Source organism: Pseudomonas sp. WPR_5_2 (genome assembly GCF_003634475.1).
GTDB classification, from domain to species: Bacteria; Pseudomonadota; Gammaproteobacteria; order Pseudomonadales; family Pseudomonadaceae; genus Aquipseudomonas; species Aquipseudomonas izuensis.
Genome location: NZ_RBLA01000006.1, coordinates 323,534 through 349,491 on the forward strand (window position 1 = coordinate 323,534; position 25,958 = coordinate 349,491).

A 25,958-nucleotide genomic window follows, 5' to 3' on the forward strand; every position below is an offset into this window, starting at 1 on the left:
CGGTAATAAGGCAGGGGCGATTGAATGACAAGATTGCTGGCCGGAGCAGGACATGAACGCCTAGACTTCGCCGATCTTCAGTTCAGGATTAGCCCGTGACCTCCATCTTCTGGTACGACTATGAAACGACGGGCATCAACCCCCGTTGCGATCGCCCACTGCAAATGGCGGGGCTGCGTACTGACTTCGATCTCAATGAAATAGACGAGCCGGTCAACCTCTATTGCCAGCCCAGTGACGACATCCTGCCGCACCCGGCGGCCTGTGCGATTACCGGCATTACACCTGTCCGCTTGTCTGAGCAAGGCTTGAGCGAAGCCGATTTCATGACCCGGGTACATGCCCAACTGGCGGCTCCGGGCACCTGCGGCGCGGGATATAACACCTTGCGTTTCGACGACGAGATGACCCGCTACAGCCTGTACCGCAACTTTTTCGATCCCTATGCGCGGGAATGGCAGGGCGGCAACAGTCGCTGGGACCTGATCGATGTGGTGCGTGCCGCGTATGCCTTGCGCCCTGACGGAATTACCTGGCCAACGGATGACGAGGGGCGGGTGACGCTCAAGCTTGAACGCCTGACGGCCGCCAACGGTATCGATCACGGCAATGCCCACGAAGCGCTGTCGGATGTTCGCGCTACCATCGCCCTGGCGCGGTTGATTCGGGAAAAACAGCCGAAGTTGTATGACTGGCTGTTTCAGTTGCGCAGCAAACAAAAGGTGCTGGATCAGATCCGCCTGCTGCAACCCATGGTGCATGTGTCCGGGCGTTTTTCCGCGGCGCGTCATTACGTCGGCGTGGTTCTGCCTTTGGCATGGCACCCGAAGAACAAGAACGCCTTGATTGTCTGTGACCTGCACCTCGATCCGCAGGGCCTGCTGGACCTGGACGCCGAAGCCCTGCGCCAGCGCTTGTACACCCGTCGCGATAAGCTGGCCGAGGGTGAATTACCGGTGCCGCTCAAACTCATTCACATCAATAAATGTCCGGTAGTGGCACCGTTGTCCGTACTTCGCCCGCAAGATCAGCAGCGTCTGGGGCTGGATATGGCGCTGTATCAGCAGCGTGCACTGCGGCTAAGTGACGCGCCAACAGTCTGGCAAGATAAAGTTCAGGGAATTTACGCCCGCGAGGAGTTTGCCTCCAGCGAGGACCCTGAACAGCAGTTATACGATGGTTTTATCGGCGACCGCGATCGACGGCTATGCGAACAAGTCCGAACGGCCGACCCGCAGCAATTAGCGCAAGCGCATTGGCCTTTCGATGACGAACGTTTGCCTGAATTATTGTTTCGATATCGCGCACGCAACTTTCCCAATACGTTGAGTTTCGACGAGCAAGAGCGTTGGCGAATATTCTGTCAGAAACGTTTGTCAGCCCCTGAGTGGGGAGCGCCCAATACCCTGGAAAGTTTCATAGAGGCCGCAGCCCAATTGACCCTTACTGCGACATCGTTTCAGCAACAGGTGCTTGAGCAATGGCAGGTGTATATCCAGGACTTGCGCAAACGTTTGAATCTTTGAAATCGAAAACGAACGGAGGCTAAACTCCGGGCATAAAAAAACGCCAGCGCAATGCTGGCGTTATTTTTTGTCGCAGATTTATCTGCAACAAGCACTGTGGCTTAGCCCAGCAGGGTAGCCCAGCCTTCAACCACGTCACCGCCCCACTTGGCTTTCCACTCTTTCAGAGTCTTGTGGTTGCCACCTTTGGTTTCGATGACTTCGCCGTTGTGCGGGTTTTTGTATTGTTTAACTTTGCGAGCACGCTTGGTGCCGGTAGTTTTTACTGCGCCGCCGCGTGGTGCCTTGGTTTTGGATTCCGGATCCAGCAACGCGATGATGTCACGCAGGGACTTGGAGTATTCGCCCATCAGGGTACGCAGTTTGCCTTCGAACTCCAGCTCGGTTTGCAGTTTGTCGTCTTGGGACAGGTTCTTCAAACGGGCTTGCAGCTCTTTGATAGCTTCTTCGGTGGCGCGATATTCGTTGATCAAGGACATGATTACTACCTTATGCAGGAAACAGGATGGCAGGGACAGTGCGGCAATAATAGTCAGGGTATTTCATCAAGTAAACATTAAACCGGAGTTTATTTAATTTAAGTACGATGAGTTCGGTCTACATTGGATGAGCAGTTAAATACTTCGAAGCTTGCGCTGCAAATATTCACAATTGAATGCTGCTTGAGGGTTAACAACACTGCCAAGGCTAGCGCCTTGAGGGCTGAAAGAACCTGGCCGCCGGCCGTCGGGCAAGGCCTGGCATGATTCGATACTGCAGTTTTGCTGCGCAATCGCTAGAATGGCGGCCTTTGCGAAGTTCTGGAGTTTCCCCCTCATGCGCACCTTTCGGCTGGTGATCTCTTGCCCGGACCGCGTCGGCATCGTTGCTAAAGTCAGTAACTTTCTGGCGTCACATAACGGCTGGATCACTGAAGCGAGCCATCACTCGGACAATCTCAGCGGCTGGTTCTTCATGCGTCACGAAATTCGCGCCGACTCGCTGCCCTTTGGTATCGAAGCCTTTCGCGAAGCGTTTGCGCCCATTGCCGAAGAGTTCTCGATGGACTGGCGCATCACCGATACCGCGCAGAAAAAACGCGTGGTGCTGATGGCCAGTCGCGAATCCCACTGCCTCGCGGACTTGTTGCATCGCTGGCACAGCGATGAACTGGACTGTGAAATCGCCTGCGTGATCTCCAACCACGACGACCTGCGCAGCATGGTCGAATGGCACGGCATTCCGTATTACCACGTGCCGGTCAATCCGCAAGACAAGGAGCCTGCATTCGCCGAAGTCTCGCGCCTGGTCAAACAGCACGATGCCGAAGTGGTCGTACTGGCTCGTTACATGCAAATCCTGCCGCCTGAGCTGTGCAGCGAATACGCGCACAAGGTCATCAACATTCACCACAGCTTCCTGCCGTCGTTCGTCGGCGCCAAGCCGTACCACCAGGCGTCCATGCGCGGTGTGAAGTTGATCGGTGCCACTTGCCACTACGTGACCGAAGAACTGGACGCCGGTCCGATCATCGAGCAAGACGTGGTGCGCGTCAGCCACAGCGACAGCATTGAAGATATGGTGCGTTTCGGTCGCGACGTCGAGAAGATGGTACTGGCCCGCGGCCTGCGCTATCACCTGGAAGACCGGGTGCTGGTGCACGGTAACAAAACCGTGGTGTTCTGATCCCGTCACGACACGGTTGAAATTCGAAGGGCCTGGGCGTTCAATCGCTGCAGGCCCTTCGCCGTTTCTGCACTGAGGAAATCATCATGGCCGACCCACTGGATAAAGCGACTTCCAAAGCGCCCGCCACATTGGGCGAGGGCTGTTTGAGCCGGTACGACCCGGATGACATGAGTGCGGAAGATGGCACGGAGTTTCCGGGTGCCGCCGAGTTGTGGGAGCAGTTGCAGCAAGAGTCCGACGATAAGTCCAAGGATGCCGACCTGTAGGAGCCGGCTTGCCGGCGAAGGGGTTTCTGAGCCTTGCATTGATCTTCGACCGCCTTCGCTGGCAAGCCAGCTCCTACCAGGGGGGGACGATCAGGCCTGCTTGAGTTTCAACAGCTTCTTGAGCAGCGGTCGGCCCAGCATCAACAAAAACACCGGCCCGCCCACTAATAGATAGAAGTAATAGGTCACCGCCCGCCAGATCAGGATCGCCGCGGCCGCCGTGGATTTTCCCACCATGGGTGCCAACAGCGCCGCTGACGTCAGTTCTGCCGCCCCGGCCCCACCCGGTAACAGGCTGAATTGGCCTGCACTCAGTGACAGCATCTGGATCAGAAAGCTCCAGGCCCACTGCAAATCCGCGCCAAGCCCTCGCAATGCCAGATACAGCACGCTGTAACGCAAGATCCAATGCAGGCAGGTCAAGGCAAACACCGTGATCAATGTCTGGAAGGGCAGCTTCAGGGTGTCGGCAAACGCCGCCAGAAAGTGCAGCAGTTTTCGTGCCCAGCGCATACGCGTGGTGGATTGGACGTTGAAGCGATTGAGCAATCGGCCGCTCAGCCGAATCAGCAAGCGGTGATAGCGGGCCACCACGACGCAACAGACCAGGCCGCCGAACATCGAGATGGCGCTGACGATCAGCAGCCACTCCATGCGCTGGCTCAGGTGCTGGAACAGCGCATAAATCAGGATCGCGCCAAGCGCGCAAAGGAAAAACAACAGATCGCTCAACTGATCCATGGCGAACACGGCACTGCCTCTGGCCGGACGCACGCCGTTGCGCGCCAGCAATGCCATGATGGTCAGTGGTCCGCCGCTGCCGCCGGGGGTGGCGCAGTAGGCAAATTCGGCGGCCATCACCACACCGAGACTTTTGACCGGGCTTACCTTTGTGCGCTGGTCTCCCAGCAACAGGCGCAGGCGCAGGGTATTCACCACCCAGCACAGCAGGATCATGGCGAACATGACCAGCAGCCAACTCAGTGGAAAAGCGTTCAGTCGCGACCAGGTTTCGCTGCCACCCAATAACCAGGGAATCAGCACTGCGGCGAACAGGCCGATCAGCAATAGAATCCCGCGGCTCATGCGGCACGATCCCGGCGGTCGCCTTGCAGTGCCAGCCAGTGCGCCTTGGTCATCGGCACCCGGCCCTCATCGAGCAGGCGCCTGAGGGTATTGAGCCAATAAGTACGTGAAAATTCGTGTCGCATATCCACCGGGTGCAAGCCAAGGCGAATGACCGGTGCCTGCTGCCAGCGTTGTTCAAGTTGATCGCTGACCAGTTTCGACAAGCCCCGGCGCCACGCACTGCGCGCACTCCAGACCAAGCCGGGTGCATCGACGGTTGAGAAGTCCGGCAGGCGGTAGAGATGTTGTGCATCACTGGTGTAAGCCAGGGGAAGTTGGCGCAAGGCCTGGCGCGTGCCTTCGCTCATCAGCCAGGCCGGAGCGACGAAGCCCTGCAGCGGCCACTGATAACGGTGGAACATTTCGATACCGGCGCGCAGACGGGTGAGTGCGGCCTCCCGGGACAGGCTGTAGAACTCACCTTCGTGGGTGTAGATCCGGCGCATGAACCAGTCTCGGGGATTGCTCGCCATGGGTCCGTCATCGCAATGAAAATAGCCGTGCAACGCCAGTTCATCGCCGCAGGCTAGCCGTTTGTCGAGCCGGTGGCGAAATTCCGGGTGGGCTTGCAGGGCGTTGCACTTGTGGAAATCCGGCACCACCAGCCAGGTGATCGGCACAGTGCCGAGTGCGTCGACGGCTTCGACAAAGGGCTGGTAATCGACCCAGGTTGGCGGCGCGACATCGTGCAGCACCAGTAACAGGCTGGGTGCATTCATGGGCTCAACCATTGGCCGCCCGCGGCCATTGATTGCCGAGTACGGCGTGATAGTGGCCGAGCAAACTGTTGACCACGGTATCCCAGGCGTAGTGCCGCTCGACATGGTGTCGCGCTTGCTGGCCGAGGGCTGCACTGCCCTGGCTGAACAGTTCGCGCACGGCATTGGCCATGGCCAGCGGATCGTTAGGGGCACACAACACGCCACATCGATCGGTGATGATTTCCTCGAACGCGCCAGCTGCCACGGCCACCACCGGGATGCCGCAGGCCATGGCTTCGAGGACCACCAGGCCAAAGGTTTCCTGATCGCCGGCGTGCAATAGCGCATCGGCACTGGCCATCAGACGGGCAATCTGCGTGGCGGGACAGAACTCATCGATGACGGTGACATTGCCCGGCACGGTGGTCGGCATCGACGAGCCCACCAGCAACAGGTGATAGCGGCGGCCCAGGCGTTTCATGCAGGCGAGCAGGACCGGCAGGTTTTTTTCCTTGGAACCGCGCCCGGCGAAAATCAGCAGGTGAGTGTTTTCGTCGAGTCCCAGTTCGGCCCGCAGGCCGGTATCGCGAGCATCGGGATGGAACATCTGCAAGTCGACGCCCAGGGGTTGCACGAAAACATTCTTGACCCCCAGTCCGGTCAGCTTGTCAGCCATGACCCGGCTCGGCGCCAGCACCCGGTCGAAGTTGCCGTAGAGTTTGCTGACATAGGCTTCGACGTTGGGGGTAACCCAGTTGCCCATGCGGTTGCTGACCAGCAGCGGCAGATCCGAGTGATAAAAGCCAATCACCGGCACATCCAGTTGCCGGCGCGCATCCAGGGCGGCCCAGGCCGTGAGGTAAGGGTCGCCGACCTCGATCAGGTCAGGTTGCAGATCGTGAAGGACATTGCGCCAGGGCGCGAGACGCAACGGAAAGCGATAACCTTTGCCGAAGGGCAGGGCGGGAGCAGGAACGGTGTAGATGCCATCCTGTTCGCCGAAGGATGGCCCGGGAACCAGCAAACTATGGCGAATGCCCGGCCTTGTGCACAGGCGATGATGTTTGGCGTCCAGATACGTGCGCACGCCACCGCTGGCAGGGGCGTAGAACATGGTTATGTCCGCGATATGCACGATGAACATCCCTCCGGTCCGTTGATCTCCTTGGTTGACCTTAATGAAGAATAGATGTTCGGCTGGGGTTTTGCGGGTGGGGTGTCAGGAAGGTTTTGCGGGGTTTTACAGACCGCCTTCGCGAGCAGGCTCGCTCCCACATTTGACCGAGTTCTTCCAGTAGAACCGCGATTAAATGTGGGAGCGGGCTTGCTCGCGAAGGGGCCAGTTCAGGCGCTAGATACGGAAACTGCCTACCAATTGTTTGAGGCGCGCCGCCTGCTGCTCAAGGTCGGCACAGGCACGCAGGGTCGACTGCAAGTTTTCCACGCCCTCCTGGTTCAATGTGTTGATTTCGGTAATGTCGACATTGATCGACTCCACCACAGCCGTCTGTTCCTCGGTCGCCGTGGCCACCGACTGGTTCATGCCGTCGATTTCGCCGATGCGCAGCGTCACGCTGCTCAGGCGCTCCCCGGCAAGATTGGCGATTTCCACACTGTCCTGACTGTGGCGCTGGCTATCGCTCATGGTGCTGACGGATTCGCGGGCACCGATTTGCAGCTCCTCGATCATGGTCTGCACCTGTTGCGCCGACTCTTGCGTGCGATGTGCCAGGTTACGCACCTCATCGGCCACCACCGCAAATCCACGCCCGGCTTCGCCCGCCCGGGCCGCTTCAATGGCGGCGTTGAGGGCCAGCAGGTTGGTTTGTTGGGAGATGCTGGTGATCACTTCCAGAATCTGCCCGATATTCACGGTTTTGCTGTTGAGCGATTCAATGTTGCTGCTGGAAGCGCTGAGCATGGTCGACAACTGATTCATCGCGACAATGCTGCGATCCACCACTTGTTGGCCATCTTCTGCAAGGCTGCGGGCATCGCTGGCCTGATTCGAGGCTTGCGCGGCGTTGCGGGCGATTTCCTGGGCGGCAGCGCCGAGCTGGTTGATCGCCGCAGCCACGCTGCTGGTGCGCGAGGCCTGTTGGTCGGAGTTGAACATCGACGAGTTGGAAGCGGCCACTACGCGCAATGCCACTTCGTTGACTTGCCCGGTGGCGGAAGACACCTCGCGTATCGAGCCGTGGATGCGGTCGACGAAGCGGTTGAACGCGGTGGCGAGGATGCCGAACTCATCGTTGTTCACGATGGTCAGGCGTTTCGTCAGGTCGCCTTCACCATCGGCAATGTCAGCCATGGCGCGGGTCATGATGTTCAGGGGCTGGATCAGGATGCGGATCAGCATGCCCAGCAGGGCGATGATGATCGCCACGGCAATAATGGTCGCAATGACTGCCGAGGTGCGGAAGTCGCTGAGCATCGAGAAAGCTTTTTCCTTATCGACAGACAGACCGATGTACCAGTTGACCGACGACAGCCCCTTGATCGGGGTGAAAGTCACGATACGGGTTTTACCGTCAACCTGGATTTCGCTCATTTCGCTGCTGATGGCAGGCGTGTCCTGTGGGTAGACGTCCTTGAGCGTTTTCATCGCCAGTGCTTTGTCGGGGTGCACCAGGATCTTGCCGTCCGAGCTGACCAGGAAGGCATAACCCATGCCGTCGAAGTCCAGTGCGTTGAGGCTGTCGGCGATCACTTGCAAACTCAGGTCGCCGCCGACGACACCGATGTTTTGTCCGTCCTTGATGACACTGTTGACGATGGAAATCACCAGTTGGCCGGAAGCCAGATCCAGATAGGGTTCAGTCAAGGCCGAACCGCTGGTGCCTTGCGCGCTCTTGTACCAAGGGCGAGCACGGGGGTCGTAGCCGTCGGGCATCTTGCTGTCCGGGCGAATGATGAACGAACCGTCCTTGCTGCCCAGGTAGGCGCCCATGAACGATGAGGTCACGGCTTTTTGTACCAGCAATTTGGAAACGTTGTCGGCGTCGGAATTCAGGGCAACGGATTGTGAAAGGTTTTCAATCAGCAAGCTGCGCCCGTTGAGCCAGGTCTGGATATTGTTGGCAGTGACTCTGCCCATTTCCTGCAGATAATTGTCCAGGTTTTCGCGAATGGCGTTGCGCTGCAAATAGTCGTTGTACAGCGTGAACGAGGCAAAGGCGGCAATGACGATGAGGGCGGCGGCAAGCAGGATTTTATGGCTGAAACGTAGATTTTTGTTCATGGCTTGGGGTTCCGCTAAGGTCTTAATGCCCATCGCGTGCTTTTATAAAGGGACGCAATATGAGCAAGGTTGAAAGCAAGTGATATTTCCATCGCTCCTTAAGGGAAATGTCCGACCAGGTTGTGTCTGTCTGCTTTGTACTCATTCCTATCGGCCGTGCAGCACCAAAGATTAACCATGGGTGACCAAATGCCTGATTTATCGCAACTTGTTATCGGCGCCGACCTTTCAGGGCAGCCGATTGCCCAGGCCATGCGCCTGGCCAACCGTCACGGTTTGATCGCAGGCGCTACGGGGACCGGCAAGACGGTCACCTTGCAACGTATGGCCGAAGCCTTCAGCGATGCCGGCGTGGCGGTGTTCGCCGCCGATATCAAGGGTGACCTGTGTGGTCTGGGCGCCGCGGGAAACCCGCAGGGCAAGATCGCCGAGCGGATCGCCGGTATGCCGTGGCTGAACCACAAGCCGGCGGCGTATCCGGTGACGTTGTGGGACATACACGGTCAGTCCGGTCATCCGTTGCGCACCACCTTGAGCGAAATGGGGCCATTGCTGCTGGGCAGCCTTCTGGAACTGACCGACAGTCAGCAGTCGGCGCTGTACGCCGCCTTCAAGGTCGCGGACCGCGAAGGCCTGTTGCTGCTGGACCTCAAGGACCTCAAGGCACTGCTCAACCACCTCAAGGACAACCCGCTACTGCTGGGGGACGATGCCGCGCTGATGACCACCGGCTCCAGCCAGGCCCTGTTGCGGCGCCTGGCGACCCTTGAGCAGCAGGGCGCCGAGGCACTGTTCGGCGAACCGGCGCTGCAACTCGAAGATATTCTGCAACCGACCGCCGAGGGGCGGGGGCGCATTCATTTGCTCGACGCCAGTCGTCTGGTGCATGAGGCGCCGAAAGTCTACGCGACCTTTCTGCTGTGGCTGTTGGCCGAGCTGTTCGAGCAGTTGCCGGAACGTGGTGACGCGGATAAACCGCTGCTGGCGCTGTTTTTCGACGAAGCGCATTTGTTATTCACCGGCACCCCCAAGGCGTTGCAGGATCGTCTGGAGCAGGTGGTGCGATTGATCCGCTCGAAAGGCGTGGGCGTGTATTTCGTCACCCAATCGCCGGGTGATTTGCCGGATGACGTGCTGGCACAGCTCGGGTTGCGGATCCAGCATGGTTTGCGCGCGTTCACCGCCAAGGAACAGAAATCCCTTCGGGCGGTGGCTGACGGCTTTCGGCCGAACCCGGCGTTCGATACCTTGTCGGTTCTGACTGAACTCGGTATCGGTGAAGCATTGGTCGGCACCTTGCAGGACAAGGGCACGCCGGAGATGGTCCAGCGGGTGTTGGTGGCACCACCGCAATCACGGATCGGGCCGTTGACCGAGACCGAACGCACGGTGCTGATCGCCGGTTCGCCGTTCAAGGGGCGATATGACAAACCGATCGATCGTGAGTCGGCATACGAAGTGCTGATGGGGCGCAAGGGGCTGGCGCCGGAGCCCGACGCGGCGCCAGGCAAACCGGCACCGCAAGAGCCGAGTTTCACCGAGCAGGCCGGGGAGTTTCTCGGTACGGCGGCGGGGCAGGCACTTAAATCGGCGATGCGCCAGGCAGCGAATCAATTGGGGCGACAGTTGGTGCGCGGGTTGATGGGGTCATTATTAGGCGGCAGCAAACGCCGCTAGCGTAAAAACTGTGGGAGCGAGCCTGCTCGCGATGGCGGTCTGCTATTCAACGAATATGTTGACTGATAGTCCGCTTTCGTCGGAACACCGCCCGGAGCCGGCTCGCTCCCACAGGGGGGCTGTGTCAGGCCTTGGGTCTGGCATGGGCCGCCAACCGCTCCAGCGCCGCCCGCAGATTCGGATCGGTTATTCCGTCGGCCGTGGCCTGAATGGTCGCCGCCGCATCGTTGGACAAATCCATGGTATGCCCGGCCGCGCCTTGCCGAACGGTGGGCGGCTGCACTTTGAACAGGATTCGCGTGAGGTTGGTGAACTCGTCGAACATTTGCAGTTGCCGTTGCAGGCGCTTTTGCTGGTAGCGCAGGCGGGTGGCCCAATGACCGTCGGTGACAATCAGTAATAAACTGCCTTCGCGCCACGACGCCACATGGCAGTGTTCGCGGGCGGCGGGCTGCAATTGGCTTTCCAGCAGGCGTTGCAGATGGCCCAGGCGTTGGGCATGCCCGAGTATGGCTTTGAGCGGCTTGGCTTCACGAAGCAGGACGGCGGGTGCTCTGGCCGTAAGAGGGCGAAATGCCATGATCAGACACCTGAAGTAACAGAGCCGCCATGGTAGCAGAAAGCACCGGATGCGCCCGACCCATTGCTTTGCGCGCGCTTTACCCATTAAATCAACGAGTAGCTTCTGCCTTGTATGGCTTGAAGTTCAGCAATTTGCCCCTATTTTAAGTGAGCCCCGTCAAAGCGCTGTGCCAGCATCGTGGAATAACGCCACTTTCCTCACCATCGTTTCCGGGTAGAATGCTCGTTCGCATGCGGCCATGAGGGCTGCTCGGGCGACTCACGGGGCCGCCCTCCATCCCTTTAGTGTGGAAGATCCTGCCGATATGTTTGCGCCTTTGTTAAAGAAACTTTTTGGAAGCAAGAACGAGCGTGAAGTCAAACGCATGCTCAAGACGGTGCAACTCGTCAATGCCTTCGAAGAGCAAATGGTGGCCCTTTCGGACGATCAATTGCGTGCCAAGACAGATGAGTTCAAGGCCCGCATCGCCAAAGGGGAAAGCCTCGACAAGCTCCTGCCGGAAGCCTTTGCGGTCGCCCGTGAAGCGGGCAAGCGCGTCATGGGTATGCGCCACTTCGATGTCCAGTTGATCGGTGGCATGACCTTGCATGAAGGCCGCATCGCCGAAATGCGTACCGGTGAAGGCAAGACCCTGGTGGGAACACTGGGCGTTTACCTCAACGCGCTGTCCGGCAAGGGCGTGCACGTGGTCACGGTGAACGACTACCTGGCCCGCCGTGACGCCAACTGGATGCGTCCGCTTTACGAGTTCCTCGGCCTGACGGTTGGCGTGGTCACACCCTTCCAGCCGCCGGAAGAGAAGCGTGCAGCCTACGCTGCCGATATCACCTACGGCACCAACAACGAATTCGGTTTCGACTACCTGCGCGACAACATGGCGTTCAGCATGGAAGAAAAATTCCAGCGCGAACTCAATTTTGCCGTGATCGACGAAGTCGACTCCATCCTCATCGACGAAGCCCGTACTCCGCTGATCATTTCCGGTCAGGCCGAGGACAGCTCCAAGCTGTACATCGAGATCAACAAGCTGATCCCGCAGCTGGAGTTGCACGTCGAAGAAGTGGAAGGCGAAGTCACTAAGGCCGGCCACTACACCGTCGACGAGAAGACCCGCCAGGTCGAACTCAACGAAGCCGGTCACCAGTTCGTCGAAGACGCGCTGACCCGTCTCGGCCTGCTGGCTGAAGGCGAGAGCTTGTACTCGGCACACAACCTGAGCCTGCTGACTCACGTTTACGCCGGCCTGCGCGCGCACAAGCTGTTCCATCGCAACGTCGAGTACATCGTGCAGGACGGTCAGGTCGTACTGGTCGACGAACACACCGGTCGTACCATGCCGGGCCGTCGTTTGTCCGAGGGGCTGCACCAGGCCATCGAAGCCAAGGAACACCTGAACATCCAGGCCGAAAGCCAGACCCTGGCATCGACCACGTTCCAGAACTACTTCCGCCTGTACGAAAAGCTTTCCGGCATGACCGGTACGGCTGACACCGAAGCGTTCGAATTCCATCAGATCTACGGCTTGCCGGTCATCGTTATCCCGACCAACAAACCGCTGGCCCGTAAAGACTACAACGACCTGGTGTTCCTGACCGCCGAAGAGAAATACGCGGCGATCGTCAATGACATCAAGGAAAGCATGGCCGCTGGTCGCCCGGTACTGGTGGGTACTGCCACCATCGAAACGTCCGAGCACATGTCCAGCCTGCTCGTGAAGGAAGGCATCGAACACAAGGTTCTGAACGCCAAGTTCCACGAAAAAGAAGCCGAGATCATTGCCCAGGCCGGTCGTCCGGGTGCGCTGACCATCGCTACCAACATGGCCGGTCGCGGTACGGACATCCTGTTGGGCGGTAACTGGGAAGTGGAAGTCGCTTCGCTGGAAAACCCGACCCCCGAGCAGATTGCCCAGATCAAGGCCGACTGGCAGAAACGTCACCAGCAAGTGCTCGAATCGGGCGGTTTGCAGGTGATCGCTTCCGAGCGTCACGAATCGCGCCGTATCGACAACCAGTTGCGTGGTCGTGCCGGTCGCCAGGGTGACGCCGGTTCCAGCCGTTTCTACCTGTCGCTGGAAGACAGCCTGATGCGCATTTTCGCCTCTGACCGGGTGAAGAACTTCATGAAGGCCCTGGGCATGCAGCCTGGCGAAGCGATCGAGCACCGCATGGTGACCAACGCCATCGAAAAGGCTCAGCGCAAGGTTGAAGGCCGCAACTTCGACATTCGTAAGCAACTGCTCGAGTTCGACGACGTCAACAACGAACAGCGTAAAGTGATCTATCACATGCGTAACACGTTGCTGGCTGCCGACAACATCGGTGAAACCATCGCCGACTTCCGTCAGGACGTGCTCAACGCGACCGTCAGTGCGCACATTCCGCCGCAATCGCTGCCTGAGCAGTGGGACGTGGCCGGTCTGGAAGCCGCATTGCAGAGCGACTTCGGTGTGGCGCTGCCGATCCAGCAATGGCTCGACGAAGACGATCACCTGTACGAGGAAACCCTGCGCGAGAAGCTGATGAAGGAGCTCGTGGCGGCGTACAACGAGAAAGAAGACCAGGCGGGCGCCGAAGCGCTGCGCACCTTCGAGAAGCAAATCGTTCTGCGCGTTCTGGACGACCTGTGGAAAGACCACCTGTCGACCATGGACCACCTGCGTCACGGCATCCACTTGCGCGGCTATGCCCAGAAGAACCCGAAGCAGGAATACAAGCGCGAGTCGTTCACGCTGTTCTCCGAGTTGCTGGATTCGATCAAGCGCGACTCGATCCGTGTGCTGTCGCACGTTCAGGTGCGCCGCGAAGATCCGGCCGAAGAAGAGGCACGCCTGCGCCAGGAAGCCGAAGCACTGGCCGCGCGCATGCAGTTCCTGCACGAAGAAGCCCCTGGCCTGGAGCAGCCGGAAGCATTGGGTGAAGAGGTCGATGTGGCCCTCGCCACCGCTCCGGTTCGCAATGAGCAGAAGCTGGGCCGCAACGAGCTGTGCTACTGCGGTTCGGGCAAGAAGTTCAAGCATTGCCACGGGCAGATCCAGTAAAACCCGTTTCATACGCTGAAATACCCGCGCCGCGACCGGCTCCTGCCGTCGCGGCGTTTTACCATTCAAACCACCGCTCTTGCTGAAGCGGTGCAGACATCATCTATAAAGGAGCGCATTCATGGCTGTTGGTCTTGGTCCTTTGCCAACGTTGCACCCGGTTGCCGGTTTTGAACTCGGTATCGCCTCGGCCGGTATCAAGCGCCCGGGGCGCAAGGATGTCGTGGTCATGCGCTGCGCCGAAGGTTCCACAGTGGCTGGCGTGTTCACCCTGAACGCCTTTTGCGCCGCTCCCGTGATCCTGGCCAAGCAGCGTGTGCAAGGCCCGGTGCGTTACCTGCTGACCAACACCGGCAATGCCAATGCCGGTACCGGCGAGCCAGGCCTGGCCGCCGCCGAGCGCACCTGCGCCAAACTGGCTGAGCTGACCGGCGTGGACGCCAGCCTGGTGCTGCCGTACTCCACGGGTGTAATTGGCGAACCGCTGCCGGTCGAGAAAATCGAAGGCGCGCTGCAAGCGGCCCTCGACGACCTGTCGGTCAACAACTGGGAAGCGGCCGCCACTGGCATCATGACCACCGACACCCTGCCCAAGGGCGCCAGCCGCCAGTTCCAGCATGACGGCGTGACCATCACCGTCACCGGTATCAGCAAGGGCGCGGGCATGATCCGTCCGAACATGGCGACCATGCTCGGCTACATCGCCACCGATGCCAAAGTCTCCCGCGACGTGCTGCAAAACCTGTTGCTGGACGGCGCCAACAAGTCGTTCAACCGCATCACCATTGACGGCGACACCTCGACCAACGACTGCTGCATGCTGATCGCCACCGGTCAGGCTGCCCTGCCGGAAATCACCCGTGCCGAAGGCGAGCTGTTCGCCAAGCTCAAGCAAGCGGTGTTCGAGGTGTGCATGGACGTGGCCCAGGCCATCGTTCGCGATGGCGAAGGCGCGACCAAGTTCGTCACCGTTGAAGTCAATGGCGGCGGCAATCACCAGGAGTGCCTGGACGTTGGTTACACCGTGGCCCATTCGCCGCTGATCAAGACTGCGCTGTTCGCTTCCGACCCGAACTGGGGCCGCATCCTGGCCGCCGTTGGCCGTGCCGGCGTACCGAACCTGGACGTGAGCAAGATCGACGTGTTCCTCGGCGAAGTGTGCATCGCCAGCCGTGGCGCCCGCGCCGCGACTTACACCGAAGCCCAGGGCGCGGCCGTGATGCAACAGGAAGAAATCACCATCCGTATCGAACTGGGCCGCGGCGATTGCAGCGAAACCATCTGGACCACCGACCTGTCCCACGAATACGTGAAGATCAACGCCGAGTACCGTACCTAAGACCGAGTTGACCCATTCGCGAGCAGGCTCGCTCCCACACCGGATTTGCATACACCTCAAACCACTGTGGGAGCGAGCCTGCTCGCGATGGCGATTTGTCAGTCACCCGCTAGACTGGCTTGTCCCTATATTTAAAGGTCCCGAACATGTCCTTGCACCTGATCATCGGCGACAAACTGCTTTCCTCCTGGTCCCTGCGTGGCGCCCTGGCCCTCGATCTGACCGGCGCTGCCTATACCGAAGAACTGATCAAGCTGAACCAGCCGGATACCCGCGATCGCCTGCTCAAGCATTCGCCGACCGGCAAAGTCCCACTGTTGAAGACAGAACACGGCACCATCGCCGACTCTTTGGCGATTGCCGAGTACCTGGCGGAACAATTTCCCGACGCACAGCTGTGGCCCAAGGACATCGCGGCCCGTGCCCAGGCGCGTTCGGCGTGTGCGCAGATGCACAGCGGCTTTTTCGCCATGCGCGGCAACATGCCGTTCGACCTGAGCCACGACGCACCACTGGTGTCGGTCCCGGCGGATGTTCAGGTCGATATCGAGCGTATGTCGGCGTTGTGGGCCGAGTGCCGCGCCGCAGCCACCGAAACCGGTCCGTATCTGTTCGGTCGTGTATCGCTGGCCGACGTCTTCTTTGCACCGATTGCCGTGCGTCTGCGTACCTATCAGGTGAAGTTGCCCGCGATCGACGAAGCCTATATTGAAACCCTCTACCAATGGCCGGCATTCAAGGCCTGGCAGAAGGCCGGACTGGAGGAAATCGAGCGGTGAAACGAGTACACGTAGCGGCTGCCGTTATCCGTGACAACAGCGGCAAGATTCTCATCGCCCGCCGTGCCGACACACAGCACCAGGGTGGTCTGTGGGAATTTCCCGGTGGCAAGGTCGAGACCGATGAATCGGTAGAAAACGCACTGACCCGGGAACTGCAGGAAGAACTGGGTATTACGGTCAGTGCCGCGCGCCCGTTGATCAAGGTCCGCCACGATTACCCGGACAAGCAGGTGTTGCTGGATGTCTGGGAAGTCTCGGCGTTTACTGGCGAGCCTCACGGCGCCGAAGGCCAGCCATTGGCTTGGGTGTCGGCGCGTGACCTGTCGGGTTATGAATTCCCCGAGGCCAACCGGCCAATTGTCGCGGCTGCACGCTTGCCTGAGCAGTACCTGATCACTCCCGAAGACCTGGAAACCCCGGCGTTGCTGAAGGGGATTCAGAAAGCCATCGCCGGCGGTATCAAGTTGATCCAGCTGCGCGCGCCGAACGGTTACGACCCCAAGTATCGCGATCTGGCGGTGGATGCAGTGGGCCTGTGTGCCGGCAAGGCGCAGCTGATGATCAAGGGGCCGTTCGAGTGGCTGGGTGATTTCCCGTCCGCGGGCTGGCACATCACCTCGGCACAGTTGCGCAAATACGCGGCCGCCGGTCGGCCGTTGCCCGCATCGCGCTGGTTGGCAGCGTCCTGTCATGACGCCGAGGAACTGGCGCTGGCCGAGGAGATGGGCGTGGACTTCGTGACCTTGTCGCCGGTTCAGCCGACCCTGACGCATCCGGGGGCTCAGCCATTGGGTTGGGAGCAGGCTTCGACTTTGATCGAGGGGTTCAGCAAACCGGTGTTTCTGCTCGGTGGCGTTGGCCCTGCGGAAGTTCAGAAGGCTTGGGCGGCAGGTGCCCAGGGTGTGGCGGGGATTCGGGCGTTTTGGCCTGATTCTTTGGTGTAGCTAGTGATCCTTTCGCGAGCAGGCTCGCTCCCACAGTGGACCGCGTTTTTTCAGAAAAACAGCGATTAAATGTGGGAGCGAGCCTGCTCGCGAAGGCGGCTTGGCAGGCGCCGACTAAACCTCAGGTTTCGCAGCAGGCTGCCACAAAATCTCCGCAACCCCCTGGCGCCGGGCAATCACCCGTGCCACGACAAACAACAAATCCGACAACCGATTGATGTACGCCAAACCCACTCCGGCCAACGGCTCCAGCGCATTCAGATGCTGGCAGCGGCGTTCGGCGCTACGGGCCAGGCTGCGGCAGACGTGAGCCTGGGCAATCAGCGGCGAACCGCCCGGCAGAATGAAATTCTCCAGTGGGCCCAGTTCTTCATTCCACACATCGATCGCTGTTTCCAGGCGTTCGATCTCTGCGGTGTTCAATGCCTGATATTCCGGCATCGCCAGTTCGCCGCCGAGGTCGAACAGCCGATGCTGACAAGGTGCCAATACATCGATCACTTCCCTCAGCCCCGGATGCGCGACGCTTTCTGCCGCCAGTCCGGCCAGCAGCACACCCACCTGACTGTTCAGCGTATCGACCTCGCCGATGGCCTCGATCCGCGGGTGATCCTTGGGCACGCGGCGACCGTCGCCCAGGCCGGTTTCGCCTTTGTCGCCGGTGCGGGTGTATATCTTCGACAAGCGAAAGCCCATGGATTACCTCGATAGCTGGTTGAGTTCTTGAGAGACGAGCGGGGTGCCCGCCAGGGGCAGGCGCAAGGTGAAGCAGGTGCCTTGACCCAGGGTCGATTGCACTTCCATCTGACCCTTATGGTTGTTGGTGATGATGAAGTACGACACCGACAGGCCCAATCCGGTGCCCTGGCCAATTTCCTTGGTGGTGAAAAACGGTTCGAACGTACGCTTGCGCACGCTTTCGCTCATGCCGATGCCGTTGTCCTCCACCTGGATTTCTGCCCAGGGCGGATTGAGTCGGGTGCGCAGAATGATTCGCCCGGGTTCGCGGTCGTCTTCACGCTGGTGAATGGCTTGGGCGGCGTTTTTCAGCAGGTTGAGCAGCACCTGTTCCAGTTCGTTGGCTGTGCCGGGCACCGGGCCCAATGCAGGATCGAACTGGCGAATGATGGCCTGGCCCTTGAAGTCGAAACCGATCGCCAGGTCGAAGTCGTTGCTGGCGATTTCCACCGCTTGATCGATCAGCGCCGGCAAGTCGCACGGGGCCATTTGCCGGGTGCTGCGGCGACTGAAACTGAGCATGTGGGTAACGATTTTTGCCGCCCGGGCGCCAGCCTGTTGAATGCCATCGAGCAATTGCGGCACCTCCCGTGCTTGCAGGTAGTCGTTGACCGTCGACAGTTCGACGCCGACCTGTTCGGCCTGTTCGAGGTTCTTCGGCAGATCGGGGGACAGCCGGCGGCGAATGTTTTGCACGTTGTGCAGGATCGCCCCCAACGGGTTGTTGATCTCGTGGGCCATGCCGGCGGCGAGGCCGCCGACCGAGAGCATTTTCTCCGACTGCACCATCATCTCTTCCAGGGACAGTCGCTGGGTGATGTCGTCGATCCGGATCACCACGCCACGCCCGGCACCGCCCATCAGTGGGTAGAAAGTCAGGGCGTAATGCCGGGGGTCATCGTCCTTGACCCAGGTGACACGCTCGATCTTGGCCACCGTGTGCTGCTCGACAGTTTGCTTCAGTTGCGGAAGAAACGGCTTGAGCGGCTCGAAGGCGAGGAAAATCGGTTGATTCAGGGCTTCGTCCAGCCGAGTGCCGGAGAGGGCGCTGGCTTCCTGGTTCCATTGCGTCACGTACAGCTGTTCGTCGAGGGCGATCAGCGCGGACGGCATGGAGTCGATGATGCTGTTGAGGTAATTCTGGAACCCGGTGAGTTTTTTCTCGATCTTGCTGCGCACCTGGACTTCGAGTTCCAGTTTGCGATTGGTGTGGCGGGTTTCTTCGGCCAGGCCCTGTGCCTGGTCAAAAGCGGCCTGGGAGTCGTCCCGCGCCCGTTTGAGTTGCTGCTCCCGGGCTTCGATGCGTGAGAGCATGGTGTTGAAGGCTTCGGCGAGGCTGCCGATCTCATCGTGGTTGCCGCGGGAGGCGCGCAGGGCATAGTTTTCTTCCCGGGTCACTTGCCGGGACAGCTCTTCGAGTTGATGGATCGGCCTTGTGATCAGACGTTTGATCTGCCGGGCGATCACCAGCCACAACAGCACGCTGAAGATCAGGATGCCGAGACTGGCGGTCAGGGTCCCGGTATAGAACGCCATGGGCAGTTCGCTGCTGGCCACCAGCAAAAGATGCCCGGAGGCGGCGCCCGGACGGGGCAGGGTGATCACCTGATTGCTGCGAAACTCGGTGGCTTGCCAGGCTTCCATGTGCCGGTAACGCTCCGGCAGGTTCAGATGATCGCCATGTTGCAATTGCGCCAGGCGATCGCCCTTGCCGTCATACAGGGCGGCGGCACGCAGCGGCGAATAGCTGTTGAGTTCATCGAGCAGGCGCTGGGCGCTTTGTGGCGATGCCAGGGCTTCGGAGATCAGGCCCGGATTGGAGACCAGCCGGCCGATGGTTTGCAGGGCCTGGGGCGCCATGCTTTCCTGGGAGATGTAATACGCGGCACTGATAAAAGTCAGGTTGGCGACCAGCAGGACGGTGGTCAACAGCACCAACAGGGCGGCCAGCAGTTTCTGGCCGACAGGAAGGTTTTCAAGACGCTGGCGCAATGGCATCAGGTTTATCGCTACAAAGGAACAAGTGGCCAGCGTAGCCGCTGCTCAGTCGCTGGGCAATCCAAGGCTGTGCAGGCGGGCGATCAACCTGGACTCAAGCTGAGTGAGGTGCGGCAGGTTCAATTGATGGCGAGCGGCGACTTTGCAGGCATGGCCCAGCAGGTAGCTGATTTCGGTGCGGCGCCGGTGGCTGACATCCTGGTACATCGACGAGTAGTTGGCGGCGGTCGCATGGATCACCCGTTCGACTTCCTGTTGCAGGTTCTCGGCGGCAGCAGGCTGGCCACAACGTTCAAGCAGTTCGGTCAGTTCGCCGCAGAGGGTGGCGACTTCACAATGATGTTCCTGCAAACCGCCATTGCGACAATCGTGCAGCACCGTTAACGGATTGATCGCGCAATTGAGCGCCAGTTTGCGCCATAGTCGGGTCAGGATATCGGTGGTCCACTCATGGGGAATGCCGGCAGCGTCCAGGTCATCCAGCCAGATCGGGGCGACGGGATGGCTGGCGTCCCCCAGCCAGGTGAACCCGTGGCCGGCAAACACCACCCGCCAGTCGCCATCGCGAAAGGCACCTTCGGTGCTGGAGGCATACATGCAGCGCGCCTGGGGTACCTGCGCCGCCACGGCGTCCTGACTGCCGAGACCGTTCTGCAACAGAATCAGTTCCGCGCCGGGGGCCAGGCGGGGTGCCAATTGCGCCACGGCGTGTTCGGCGTCGTAGGCTTTGCAGGCGACCAGCAGGCGCTGGATGGGCGCTTGGCTGTCGGCTGTTTCGGCAGGCACCGGATAATGCTGTGCTTCGCCGTGTTCGACCAGCGTCAGGCCGCCAACCGCCTCATACGCCTGCAAGCGCATGGCATCGCGCACGATCAGTCGCACCGGCACTCCGGCCCGGGCCAGGCGGGTGGCCCACAATGTGCCGAGACTGCCGGCGCCCAGGATATGCCAGGTGATGGCCATCAGCTTTTTGCTCTGTTTAACGCGCGCATGGACGGCTCGCAGTGAATGATGGGAAAGACCCGTTATAATCAGCGCGGATTTTTACCGCAAGCCAGGCGTGCTCCATTGGTGCGCCTTTTATTTGGAGAGATTACATGCCGTCGTTCGACGTGGTATCCGAACTGGACAAACACGAAGTCACCAACGCGGTCGAGAACGCCGTCAAGGAACTCGATCGTCGCTATGACCTGAAAGGCAAAGGCAGCTTCGAGTTCAAGGAAAAGGACCTGACCGTCAACCTGACCGCTGAAGCCGATTTCCAGCTTGAAGCGATGATTGAGATCCTCAAGCTCTGCCTGGTCAAGCGCAAGATCGATGTGCAGTGCCTTGAGGTCAAGGACGCTTTTGCTTCGGGCAAGCTGATGAAGCAGGAAGCCGTGCTCAAGGAAGGTATCGACAAAGAGCTGGCCAAGAAAATCGTCGCTCACATCAAAGACGCCAAGCTCAAGGTCCAGGCCGCCATTCAGGGTGAGCAAGTGCGCGTCACCGGCAAGAAGCGTGACGATCTGCAGGAAGCCATTGCGGCACTGCGGGCCAAGGAATTCGGCATGCCGCTTCAGTTCAACAACTTCCGCGACTGACGTGGAACCTCTCGGCGTTTTCGGCGTCCGAGGCCCAAGCAACGGTAGAAACGGTTGACCCCGCGATAAGGGCTCGATCTTTTCTACCGTTTATTTTTCGCGTGCCGGATGGCCGGAAATCAGGAGAACGTAGATGGATTTGAATGCAGAAGTAGATAACCTGGTCAGGGTGTCCCAGGCCTGGATCCCGATGATCATGGAATACGGCAGCCGGGTGCTGCTGGCAGTGATCACCCTGGGCATCGGCTGGTGGCTGATCAACAAGGTCACGCAAAAGCTCGGTGGCCTGATCGCGCTGCGTAACGCCGACCTGGCGCTGCAAGGGTTTATCAGCAGCCTGGCGAACATCATTCTGAAGATCCTGCTGATCGTCAGCGTGGCGTCGATGATTGGCGTGGAAACCACTTCGTTCGTGGCGGCAATCGGTGCGGCGGGTCTGGCCATTGGCCTGGCCTTGCAGGGCAGCCTGGCGAACTTCGCCGGTGGCGTGCTGATTCTGCTGTTCCGCCCTTTCCGTATCGGTGACTGGATCGAAGCCCAGGGTGTTGCCGGCACTGTCGACAGTATCCAGATCTTCCACACCGTACTGCGCACCGGCGATAACAAAACCATCATCGTGCCAAACGGTAACCTGTCGAACGGCATCATCACCAACACCAACCGTCAGCCGACTCGCAAGGTGGTGTTTGATGTAGGCGTCGATTACGAGGCGGACTTGCAGAAGGCCCGTGAAGTGTTGTTGGAGTTGGCCAAGGATCCACGTGTATTGGCCGATCCGGCACCTCAAGCGGTGGTTTCTACGCTGGGTGACAGTTCGATCACTCTTTCGCTTCGAGTGTGGGTGAAGACGGCGGATTATTGGGATGTGATGTTCATGTTCAACGAACAATCCCGTGATCGTTTGAAAACAGCTGGTGTTGATGTCCCGTTCCCACAGCGGGTTATTCGCGTGGTTCAGGAATCCGCGGTGCAGTAAGCAACAAAAAAGGCCCATCCGAAGATGGGCCTTTTTTTATCGCAACGTACTAACTTTCGGCAATTACAGAACCGACAGCGGGTAGTCGACGATCAGACGGAACTCGTCAACGCTACCTTCGAACGCGTCGTCATGGTTGGCGCGGTGCCATGCTTGACGAATACGGAAGGACAGATCTTTAGCTGGGCCAGTTTGAACGACGTACTTGGCTTCAACGTTGGTTTCGTGGTGCTTGCCATCTTCACCGTAGAAGCCGGTGTAGGCGCTGCCCGCTGGAGTGTTGGTACCGTCGATGTCCCAACCTTTCACGTAACGGGTCATGAAGCTCAGACCAGGTACGCCGTATTCGGCCATTTTCAGGTCATAACGGACTTGTACCGATTTCTCGCCTGGGGCGTTGAAGTCAGAGTACTGGATGGAGTTGGCGAGGAAGATCGAGTCGCCACCGCGGTTGTTTTTACCCACGCCGACATAGTCGAACGGAGTATCGCCATTCACTTTCTGGAAGCCCAGGGTGACGGTGTGTGCTTTCAGGAACGAGTAAGCAGCGGCCAGCGAGTAGGCGGTGTTGTTGATTTCGCCTGCTTTAGCGCTACCGGTGTCCCGGGTGTTGTAGATGTTACCGTCGAAGTTGATCGAGTTGTCGCCACCCAGTGCCAGGGTGTAGTTCGCGTTGGCGTAGTACTGGTTCCAGATGTCTTCCAGTTTAGCGCCGTACAGCGAAACGCTCAGGTCCGGGGTGATGCCGTACTTGCCACCGAGGTAGTCGATGGAGTTGGCTTGCACGCCAGCGTAGTTAGCCCACAGGTCGCCGTTACGGGCGTTGCTGTCCTGGCTGGTCGCCGAGTAGAAGTGGCCGCCTTCGAGGTCGAGATCTTTGACTTCACTGCTCTGCAGTTGGATACCGCTGGCAGTTTGGTGAAGGATACGGGAGCCGCCAACAGCGAACACTGGAGCAGTGCTTGGCTGCATGTCGCCGACTTTCAACTCGGTCTTGGAGATGCGGAACTTGGCGGCAGCGCCGGCTTTGCCCTGGCTGTTGTTGACTTCGCCATCATTGCCAACGGTCATGTTGCCCGAGCCGGCATATTTGTCGGAGCCGTCCAGTTTAATGGCCAGTTGACCCCAAGCTTCAACGCCAACACCGATCAGACCTTGGGTGTAGCCCGAGCTGAACATGCCCTGGATCCCTTGGGTCCAGTCTCTGTCGTCGGTTGCGCCGTCTTTCTTGTTACGGTTGTAGTAGTAGTTGCGAACCAGCAAGTCCAGCTTGCTGTCTTCAACGAAACCTTTGGCTTCTGCCTGGTCGCTTACGAAAGGTGCGGCTACTGCCAACTGAGTACTGGCTGCTGCTGCAACTGCCAGTGCGATCATGCTCCACTTCATCACGCGCATCGTGATTTGCTCCTTTGGTTTTAGAAGAGTACTGCCGTCCCACCTGTTTTATTATCTGGGCGGCTCTTTCTTTTTGTGTCGGCGCAAACTTATATCACGCCGACAATGTTGGCGATACTTGCGCATCTAACCTTTCGGCATCTTTACGACCCTGTCGTAAACAGCTTGCTAGATGTCGCAAATTTACAGCCTGGATGCAACCGGGCCGACAACGTTAGTGCTGTTTTTTGGGGCTGGTGCATCGCTAAAAAGAGTCCCTGGTGAAACGTTTGAATCTCCATCGGGCGATCCTGCCACTGTTTTATTCAGTCTTGAGGCTCTCACTTCCAGCGATGCCTCATAGACGATGTGGGTGTTAATGCAACAAACGTGCACAAATCAGAAGGATTCCTGTTTTTTTTTCTGATGGGCCGCCTGACACTGTAAAAGCCTCATAAAATCGGGGGGATCATCCTGTTGGTATTTGGGCTTGACGCCATTCCTTGCATCGTGTTGACCCCTGTTGTTACCGCCGGGTGACACCCAAAAACGTTACCGCTTCACCCCGCCAGTGAGTAATTGGCGGATGTTCGAAGCAATCAGCGTAGACGCACTGTTCGGTTTTGGTGCAAAAATTTTTTAACGTTGTACTGAATTCATACAGTTCGACGTTTTTCGACGTTTGAACGAATCGTTGTCTGTCGGTCATTTAAGCGGTTTTCCAGGCCAAGCTGGTGCCGTATTGGTGCGTTTTGGCGGTGGTTGTCACATCTCGGGGCGGATGTGTGGCCGCTTGTCGGTCCTGTGGGTAGGCTTGAACCGTGGTTCCTCGTGAAGGCGTCTGCGTTCGCAGGTATGCTGCCTTCCTGTCGCTTGGCGCGCGATCTCTATGGATGGGCGCTAAGCTGAAAATGATGACCTGGCGGGAGTGCACGCAGTGTTCGCTTTAGATTCACGACTTCAACAAGACACCTTGCCGATCGGTGATTTCCCGCTATGTCGGTTGCTGTTGTCCAACGATTCGAACTATCCCTGGTTCATTCTGGTACCTCGTCGCGACGATATCAGCGAGATATTTCAGTTGGATGTCGCCGATCAGCAGCAGCTATGGCTGGAAACGACTGCGTTGGCAGAAACGCTCAAGGATTCGTTTGACGCAGACAAATTGAATGTCGCGGCGCTGGGTAATGTGGTCAGTCAGCTACATATGCATGTGATCGTGCGCAAAAGGGAGGATGCCGCCTGGCCGGCTCCGGTCTGGGGCAAACACCCGGCCAGGCCTTACACGGCCGAGCAGATTGCCGTGATTCGCGAGCGGCTGCGTCTGGTGTTGACCGATGACTTCACATTTCTGGAGGGTTGAATCATGAGCCTGGAAGAACGCGTTACCGATTTGGAAAGCCAGCTGGCGTTTCAGGATGACACCATCCAGGCATTGAATGACGTGCTGGCGACGCAGCAGCGGGTCGTTGAGCGCCTGCAGTTGCAAATGGCTGCGTTGCTCAAGCGCCAGGAAGAAATGGCCGGTCAGTTCGAGTCTTTCGAAGAAGAGGCGCCACCGCCGCATTACTAATAGACAGGCATTAAAAAACCGCGAACAGCCTGGCTGTTCGCGGTTTTTTTATGGCTTCGAATCAGCGTCGCGGCAGGGCGGCGATCACATCTTCGGCTTGCAGGCCTTTGTCACGATTCATGACGGAGAACTCCACGCGCTGGCCTTCGACCAGGACGCGGTGACCTTCGCCACGAATGGCCCGGAAGTGCACGAAGATATCGTCGCCGGAGTCACGGGAAATAAAGCCGAAGCCTTTGGAAGTGTTGAACCACTTGACGGTGCCGGTATCGCGGTTGCTCATGTCATAGCTTGGCGTGGCGGCGGCCGGAGACGATTTGTAGAAGCTGATGGCCAGATGAAGAACAACGGCGATCAGGGCTGCGACCAGGCTGAACAGTACGGCAGGTTGAGCGGCAATGACAGGCATCGGTGCGAGCAGCGTCAGGATTTGCAGAACCACAGCCAGGATCAGCAACGCGCTGACGAGGTTTTGCAATTGATGGCGCGGGCCTTTGTTCCAGTTGGGGATCACTGGAGCGAGGGTGAGGTTGAGCAGGCCGAACAAGGCCAGGTACAGCGCATCGGGTTGTTGCAGGTACGGTACGGCTTCGGTTCGCAGGCTAGGGATGAAGGACAACAGCAAGGCTGCTGCGCCCATTAGCAGGTGGACGATTTTCAACATTTTGAGTAACTCACGTTAAGACGGATCACAAGGAAGAGCTGATGAGGCACGGTTCGCTTCAGAACAATAAGAGGCGTTGAGCACGTACCCGATTATCAGCCTATGCGCAGTGCCCGGAAAATATGGGCGCCAGCGACACACTGCCTATTTAACAGCA

General features: G+C 58.9%; 23 protein-coding genes and 1 pseudogene. 12 read left to right on the forward strand and 12 right to left on the reverse strand.

From position 1 onward, the window contains the following. Window positions 1–95 precede the first annotated feature (95 nt). A complete protein-coding gene (gene sbcB / locus BJ917_RS22585) occupies window positions 96–1,526 on the forward strand; it encodes an exodeoxyribonuclease I (RefSeq protein ID WP_121104613.1) in 1,431 nt (476 codons plus the stop codon). A gap of 101 nt (window positions 1,527–1,627) precedes the next feature. Here the strand turns inward: sbcB and mvaT are convergent, their stop codons facing one another. Next, window positions 1,628–2,005, reverse strand: coding sequence for a histone-like nucleoid-structuring protein MvaT (gene mvaT / locus BJ917_RS22590; protein ID WP_007933316.1), 378 nt, complete (start codon window positions 2,003–2,005; stop codon window positions 1,628–1,630). A gap of 337 nt (window positions 2,006–2,342) precedes the next feature. On the opposite strand from mvaT, the gene purU reads away from it, so the two are divergent. Beyond that, window positions 2,343–3,191 carry a formyltetrahydrofolate deformylase gene (gene purU / locus BJ917_RS22600; protein WP_096509322.1) on the forward strand — a complete coding sequence of 283 codons (849 nt, stop codon included), beginning with the start codon at window positions 2,343–2,345 and terminating at the stop codon, window positions 3,189–3,191. An 86-nt stretch (window positions 3,192–3,277) separates the two neighbouring features. Next, complete coding sequence (locus BJ917_RS22605) at window positions 3,278–3,460, forward strand: hypothetical protein (protein ID WP_121104617.1); 183 nt, start codon at window positions 3,278–3,280, stop codon at window positions 3,458–3,460. A 90-nt stretch (window positions 3,461–3,550) separates the two neighbouring features. On the opposite strand, the gene BJ917_RS22610 is transcribed toward BJ917_RS22605, so the two are convergent. The 5 genes and pseudogenes from BJ917_RS22610 to BJ917_RS32820 all read right to left on the reverse strand — a co-directional run. Further along, complete coding sequence (locus tag BJ917_RS22610; RefSeq protein ID WP_121104619.1) at window positions 3,551–4,546, reverse strand: lysylphosphatidylglycerol synthase transmembrane domain-containing protein; 996 nt, start codon at window positions 4,544–4,546, stop codon at window positions 3,551–3,553. Beyond that, complete coding sequence (locus BJ917_RS22615) at window positions 4,543–5,319, reverse strand: DUF2334 domain-containing protein (protein WP_121104621.1); 777 nt, start codon at window positions 5,317–5,319, stop codon at window positions 4,543–4,545. The genes BJ917_RS22610 and BJ917_RS22615 overlap by 4 nt, the downstream gene beginning before the upstream one ends. Beyond that, complete coding sequence (locus BJ917_RS22620; RefSeq protein WP_177435606.1) at window positions 5,312–6,433, reverse strand: glycosyltransferase family 1 protein; 1,122 nt, start codon at window positions 6,431–6,433, stop codon at window positions 5,312–5,314. Before BJ917_RS22620 ends, BJ917_RS22615 begins: the two co-directional genes overlap by 8 nt. Before the next feature lie 207 nt (window positions 6,434–6,640). Beyond that, window positions 6,641–7,405: a methyl-accepting chemotaxis protein gene (locus tag BJ917_RS32815; RefSeq protein WP_372237754.1), complete on the reverse strand. Its 765-nt coding sequence runs from the start codon at window positions 7,403–7,405 to the stop codon at window positions 6,641–6,643. Window positions 7,406–7,498: 93 nt separating this feature from the next. Further along, window positions 7,499–8,563: pseudogene (locus tag BJ917_RS32820) on the reverse strand (cache domain-containing protein); the annotation flags it as partial. Between the two features lie 156 nt (window positions 8,564–8,719). On the opposite strand from BJ917_RS32820, the gene BJ917_RS22630 reads away from it, so the two are divergent. Next, a complete protein-coding gene (locus tag BJ917_RS22630) occupies window positions 8,720–10,207 on the forward strand; it encodes a helicase HerA-like domain-containing protein (RefSeq protein WP_096515214.1) in 1,488 nt (495 codons plus the stop codon). Window positions 10,208–10,331: 124 nt separating this feature from the next. Here BJ917_RS22630 and BJ917_RS22635 read toward each other — a convergent pair whose 3' ends face one another. After that, window positions 10,332–10,787 carry a DUF721 domain-containing protein gene (locus BJ917_RS22635; protein ID WP_096509326.1) on the reverse strand — a complete coding sequence of 152 codons (456 nt, stop codon included), beginning with the start codon at window positions 10,785–10,787 and terminating at the stop codon, window positions 10,332–10,334. A 307-nt stretch (window positions 10,788–11,094) separates the two neighbouring features. Between BJ917_RS22635 and secA the strand changes: the two genes are divergently transcribed. From secA to BJ917_RS22655, 4 genes are all read left to right on the forward strand, one after another. Then, entirely contained in the window at window positions 11,095–13,830 is a 2,736-nt protein-coding gene (gene secA, locus BJ917_RS22640; RefSeq protein ID WP_096509327.1) for a preprotein translocase subunit SecA, read from the forward strand. 121 nt (window positions 13,831–13,951) lie between these two features. Then, complete coding sequence (gene argJ, locus BJ917_RS22645) at window positions 13,952–15,169, forward strand: bifunctional glutamate N-acetyltransferase/amino-acid acetyltransferase ArgJ (RefSeq protein ID WP_010457517.1); 1,218 nt, start codon at window positions 13,952–13,954, stop codon at window positions 15,167–15,169. Window positions 15,170–15,315: 146 nt separating this feature from the next. After that, window positions 15,316–15,948 carry a glutathione S-transferase family protein gene (locus BJ917_RS22650; RefSeq protein ID WP_121104622.1) on the forward strand — a complete coding sequence of 211 codons (633 nt, stop codon included), beginning with the start codon at window positions 15,316–15,318 and terminating at the stop codon, window positions 15,946–15,948. Next, window positions 15,945–16,895 carry a Nudix family hydrolase gene (locus BJ917_RS22655; RefSeq protein WP_096509329.1) on the forward strand — a complete coding sequence of 317 codons (951 nt, stop codon included), beginning with the start codon at window positions 15,945–15,947 and terminating at the stop codon, window positions 16,893–16,895. The genes BJ917_RS22650 and BJ917_RS22655 overlap by 4 nt, the downstream gene beginning before the upstream one ends. Before the next feature lie 114 nt (window positions 16,896–17,009). On the opposite strand, the gene BJ917_RS22660 is transcribed toward BJ917_RS22655, so the two are convergent. The 3 genes from BJ917_RS22660 to BJ917_RS22670 are packed head-to-tail and all read right to left on the reverse strand — an operon-like array spanning window position 17,010 to window position 20,594. Further along, the gene (locus BJ917_RS22660) at window positions 17,010–17,591 is read right to left on the reverse strand and encodes a cob(I)yrinic acid a,c-diamide adenosyltransferase (RefSeq protein WP_121104625.1); all 582 of its coding nucleotides are present in this window, start codon (window positions 17,589–17,591) and stop codon (window positions 17,010–17,012) included. A gap of 3 nt (window positions 17,592–17,594) precedes the next feature. Further along, window positions 17,595–19,631, reverse strand: coding sequence for a HAMP domain-containing sensor histidine kinase (locus tag BJ917_RS22665; protein ID WP_121104627.1), 2,037 nt, complete (start codon window positions 19,629–19,631; stop codon window positions 17,595–17,597). A gap of 45 nt (window positions 19,632–19,676) precedes the next feature. Next, window positions 19,677–20,594 carry a putative 2-dehydropantoate 2-reductase gene (locus tag BJ917_RS22670; protein ID WP_121104630.1) on the reverse strand — a complete coding sequence of 306 codons (918 nt, stop codon included), beginning with the start codon at window positions 20,592–20,594 and terminating at the stop codon, window positions 19,677–19,679. A 134-nt stretch (window positions 20,595–20,728) separates the two neighbouring features. On the opposite strand from BJ917_RS22670, the gene BJ917_RS22675 reads away from it, so the two are divergent. Further along, entirely contained in the window at window positions 20,729–21,214 is a 486-nt protein-coding gene (locus BJ917_RS22675; protein ID WP_096509333.1) for a YajQ family cyclic di-GMP-binding protein, read from the forward strand. A gap of 133 nt (window positions 21,215–21,347) precedes the next feature. Further along, on the forward strand, window positions 21,348–22,190 hold the full coding sequence (locus BJ917_RS22680; protein ID WP_096509334.1) for a mechanosensitive ion channel family protein: 843 nt from the start codon (window positions 21,348–21,350) through the stop codon (window positions 22,188–22,190). A 63-nt stretch (window positions 22,191–22,253) separates the two neighbouring features. On the opposite strand, the gene BJ917_RS22685 is transcribed toward BJ917_RS22680, so the two are convergent. After that, window positions 22,254–23,585, reverse strand: coding sequence for an OprD family porin (locus BJ917_RS22685; protein WP_096509335.1), 1,332 nt, complete (start codon window positions 23,583–23,585; stop codon window positions 22,254–22,256). Window positions 23,586–24,501: 916 nt separating this feature from the next. On the opposite strand from BJ917_RS22685, the gene BJ917_RS22690 reads away from it, so the two are divergent. Next, entirely contained in the window at window positions 24,502–24,927 is a 426-nt protein-coding gene (locus BJ917_RS22690; protein WP_096509336.1) for an HIT domain-containing protein, read from the forward strand. A 3-nt stretch (window positions 24,928–24,930) separates the two neighbouring features. Next, on the forward strand, window positions 24,931–25,137 hold the full coding sequence (locus tag BJ917_RS22695) for a SlyX family protein (protein WP_096509337.1): 207 nt from the start codon (window positions 24,931–24,933) through the stop codon (window positions 25,135–25,137). Window positions 25,138–25,198: 61 nt separating this feature from the next. Here the strand turns inward: BJ917_RS22695 and BJ917_RS32580 are convergent, their stop codons facing one another. Further along, complete coding sequence (locus BJ917_RS32580) at window positions 25,199–25,801, reverse strand: cold-shock protein (RefSeq protein WP_121104632.1); 603 nt, start codon at window positions 25,799–25,801, stop codon at window positions 25,199–25,201. Window positions 25,802–25,958 lie beyond the last annotated feature (157 nt).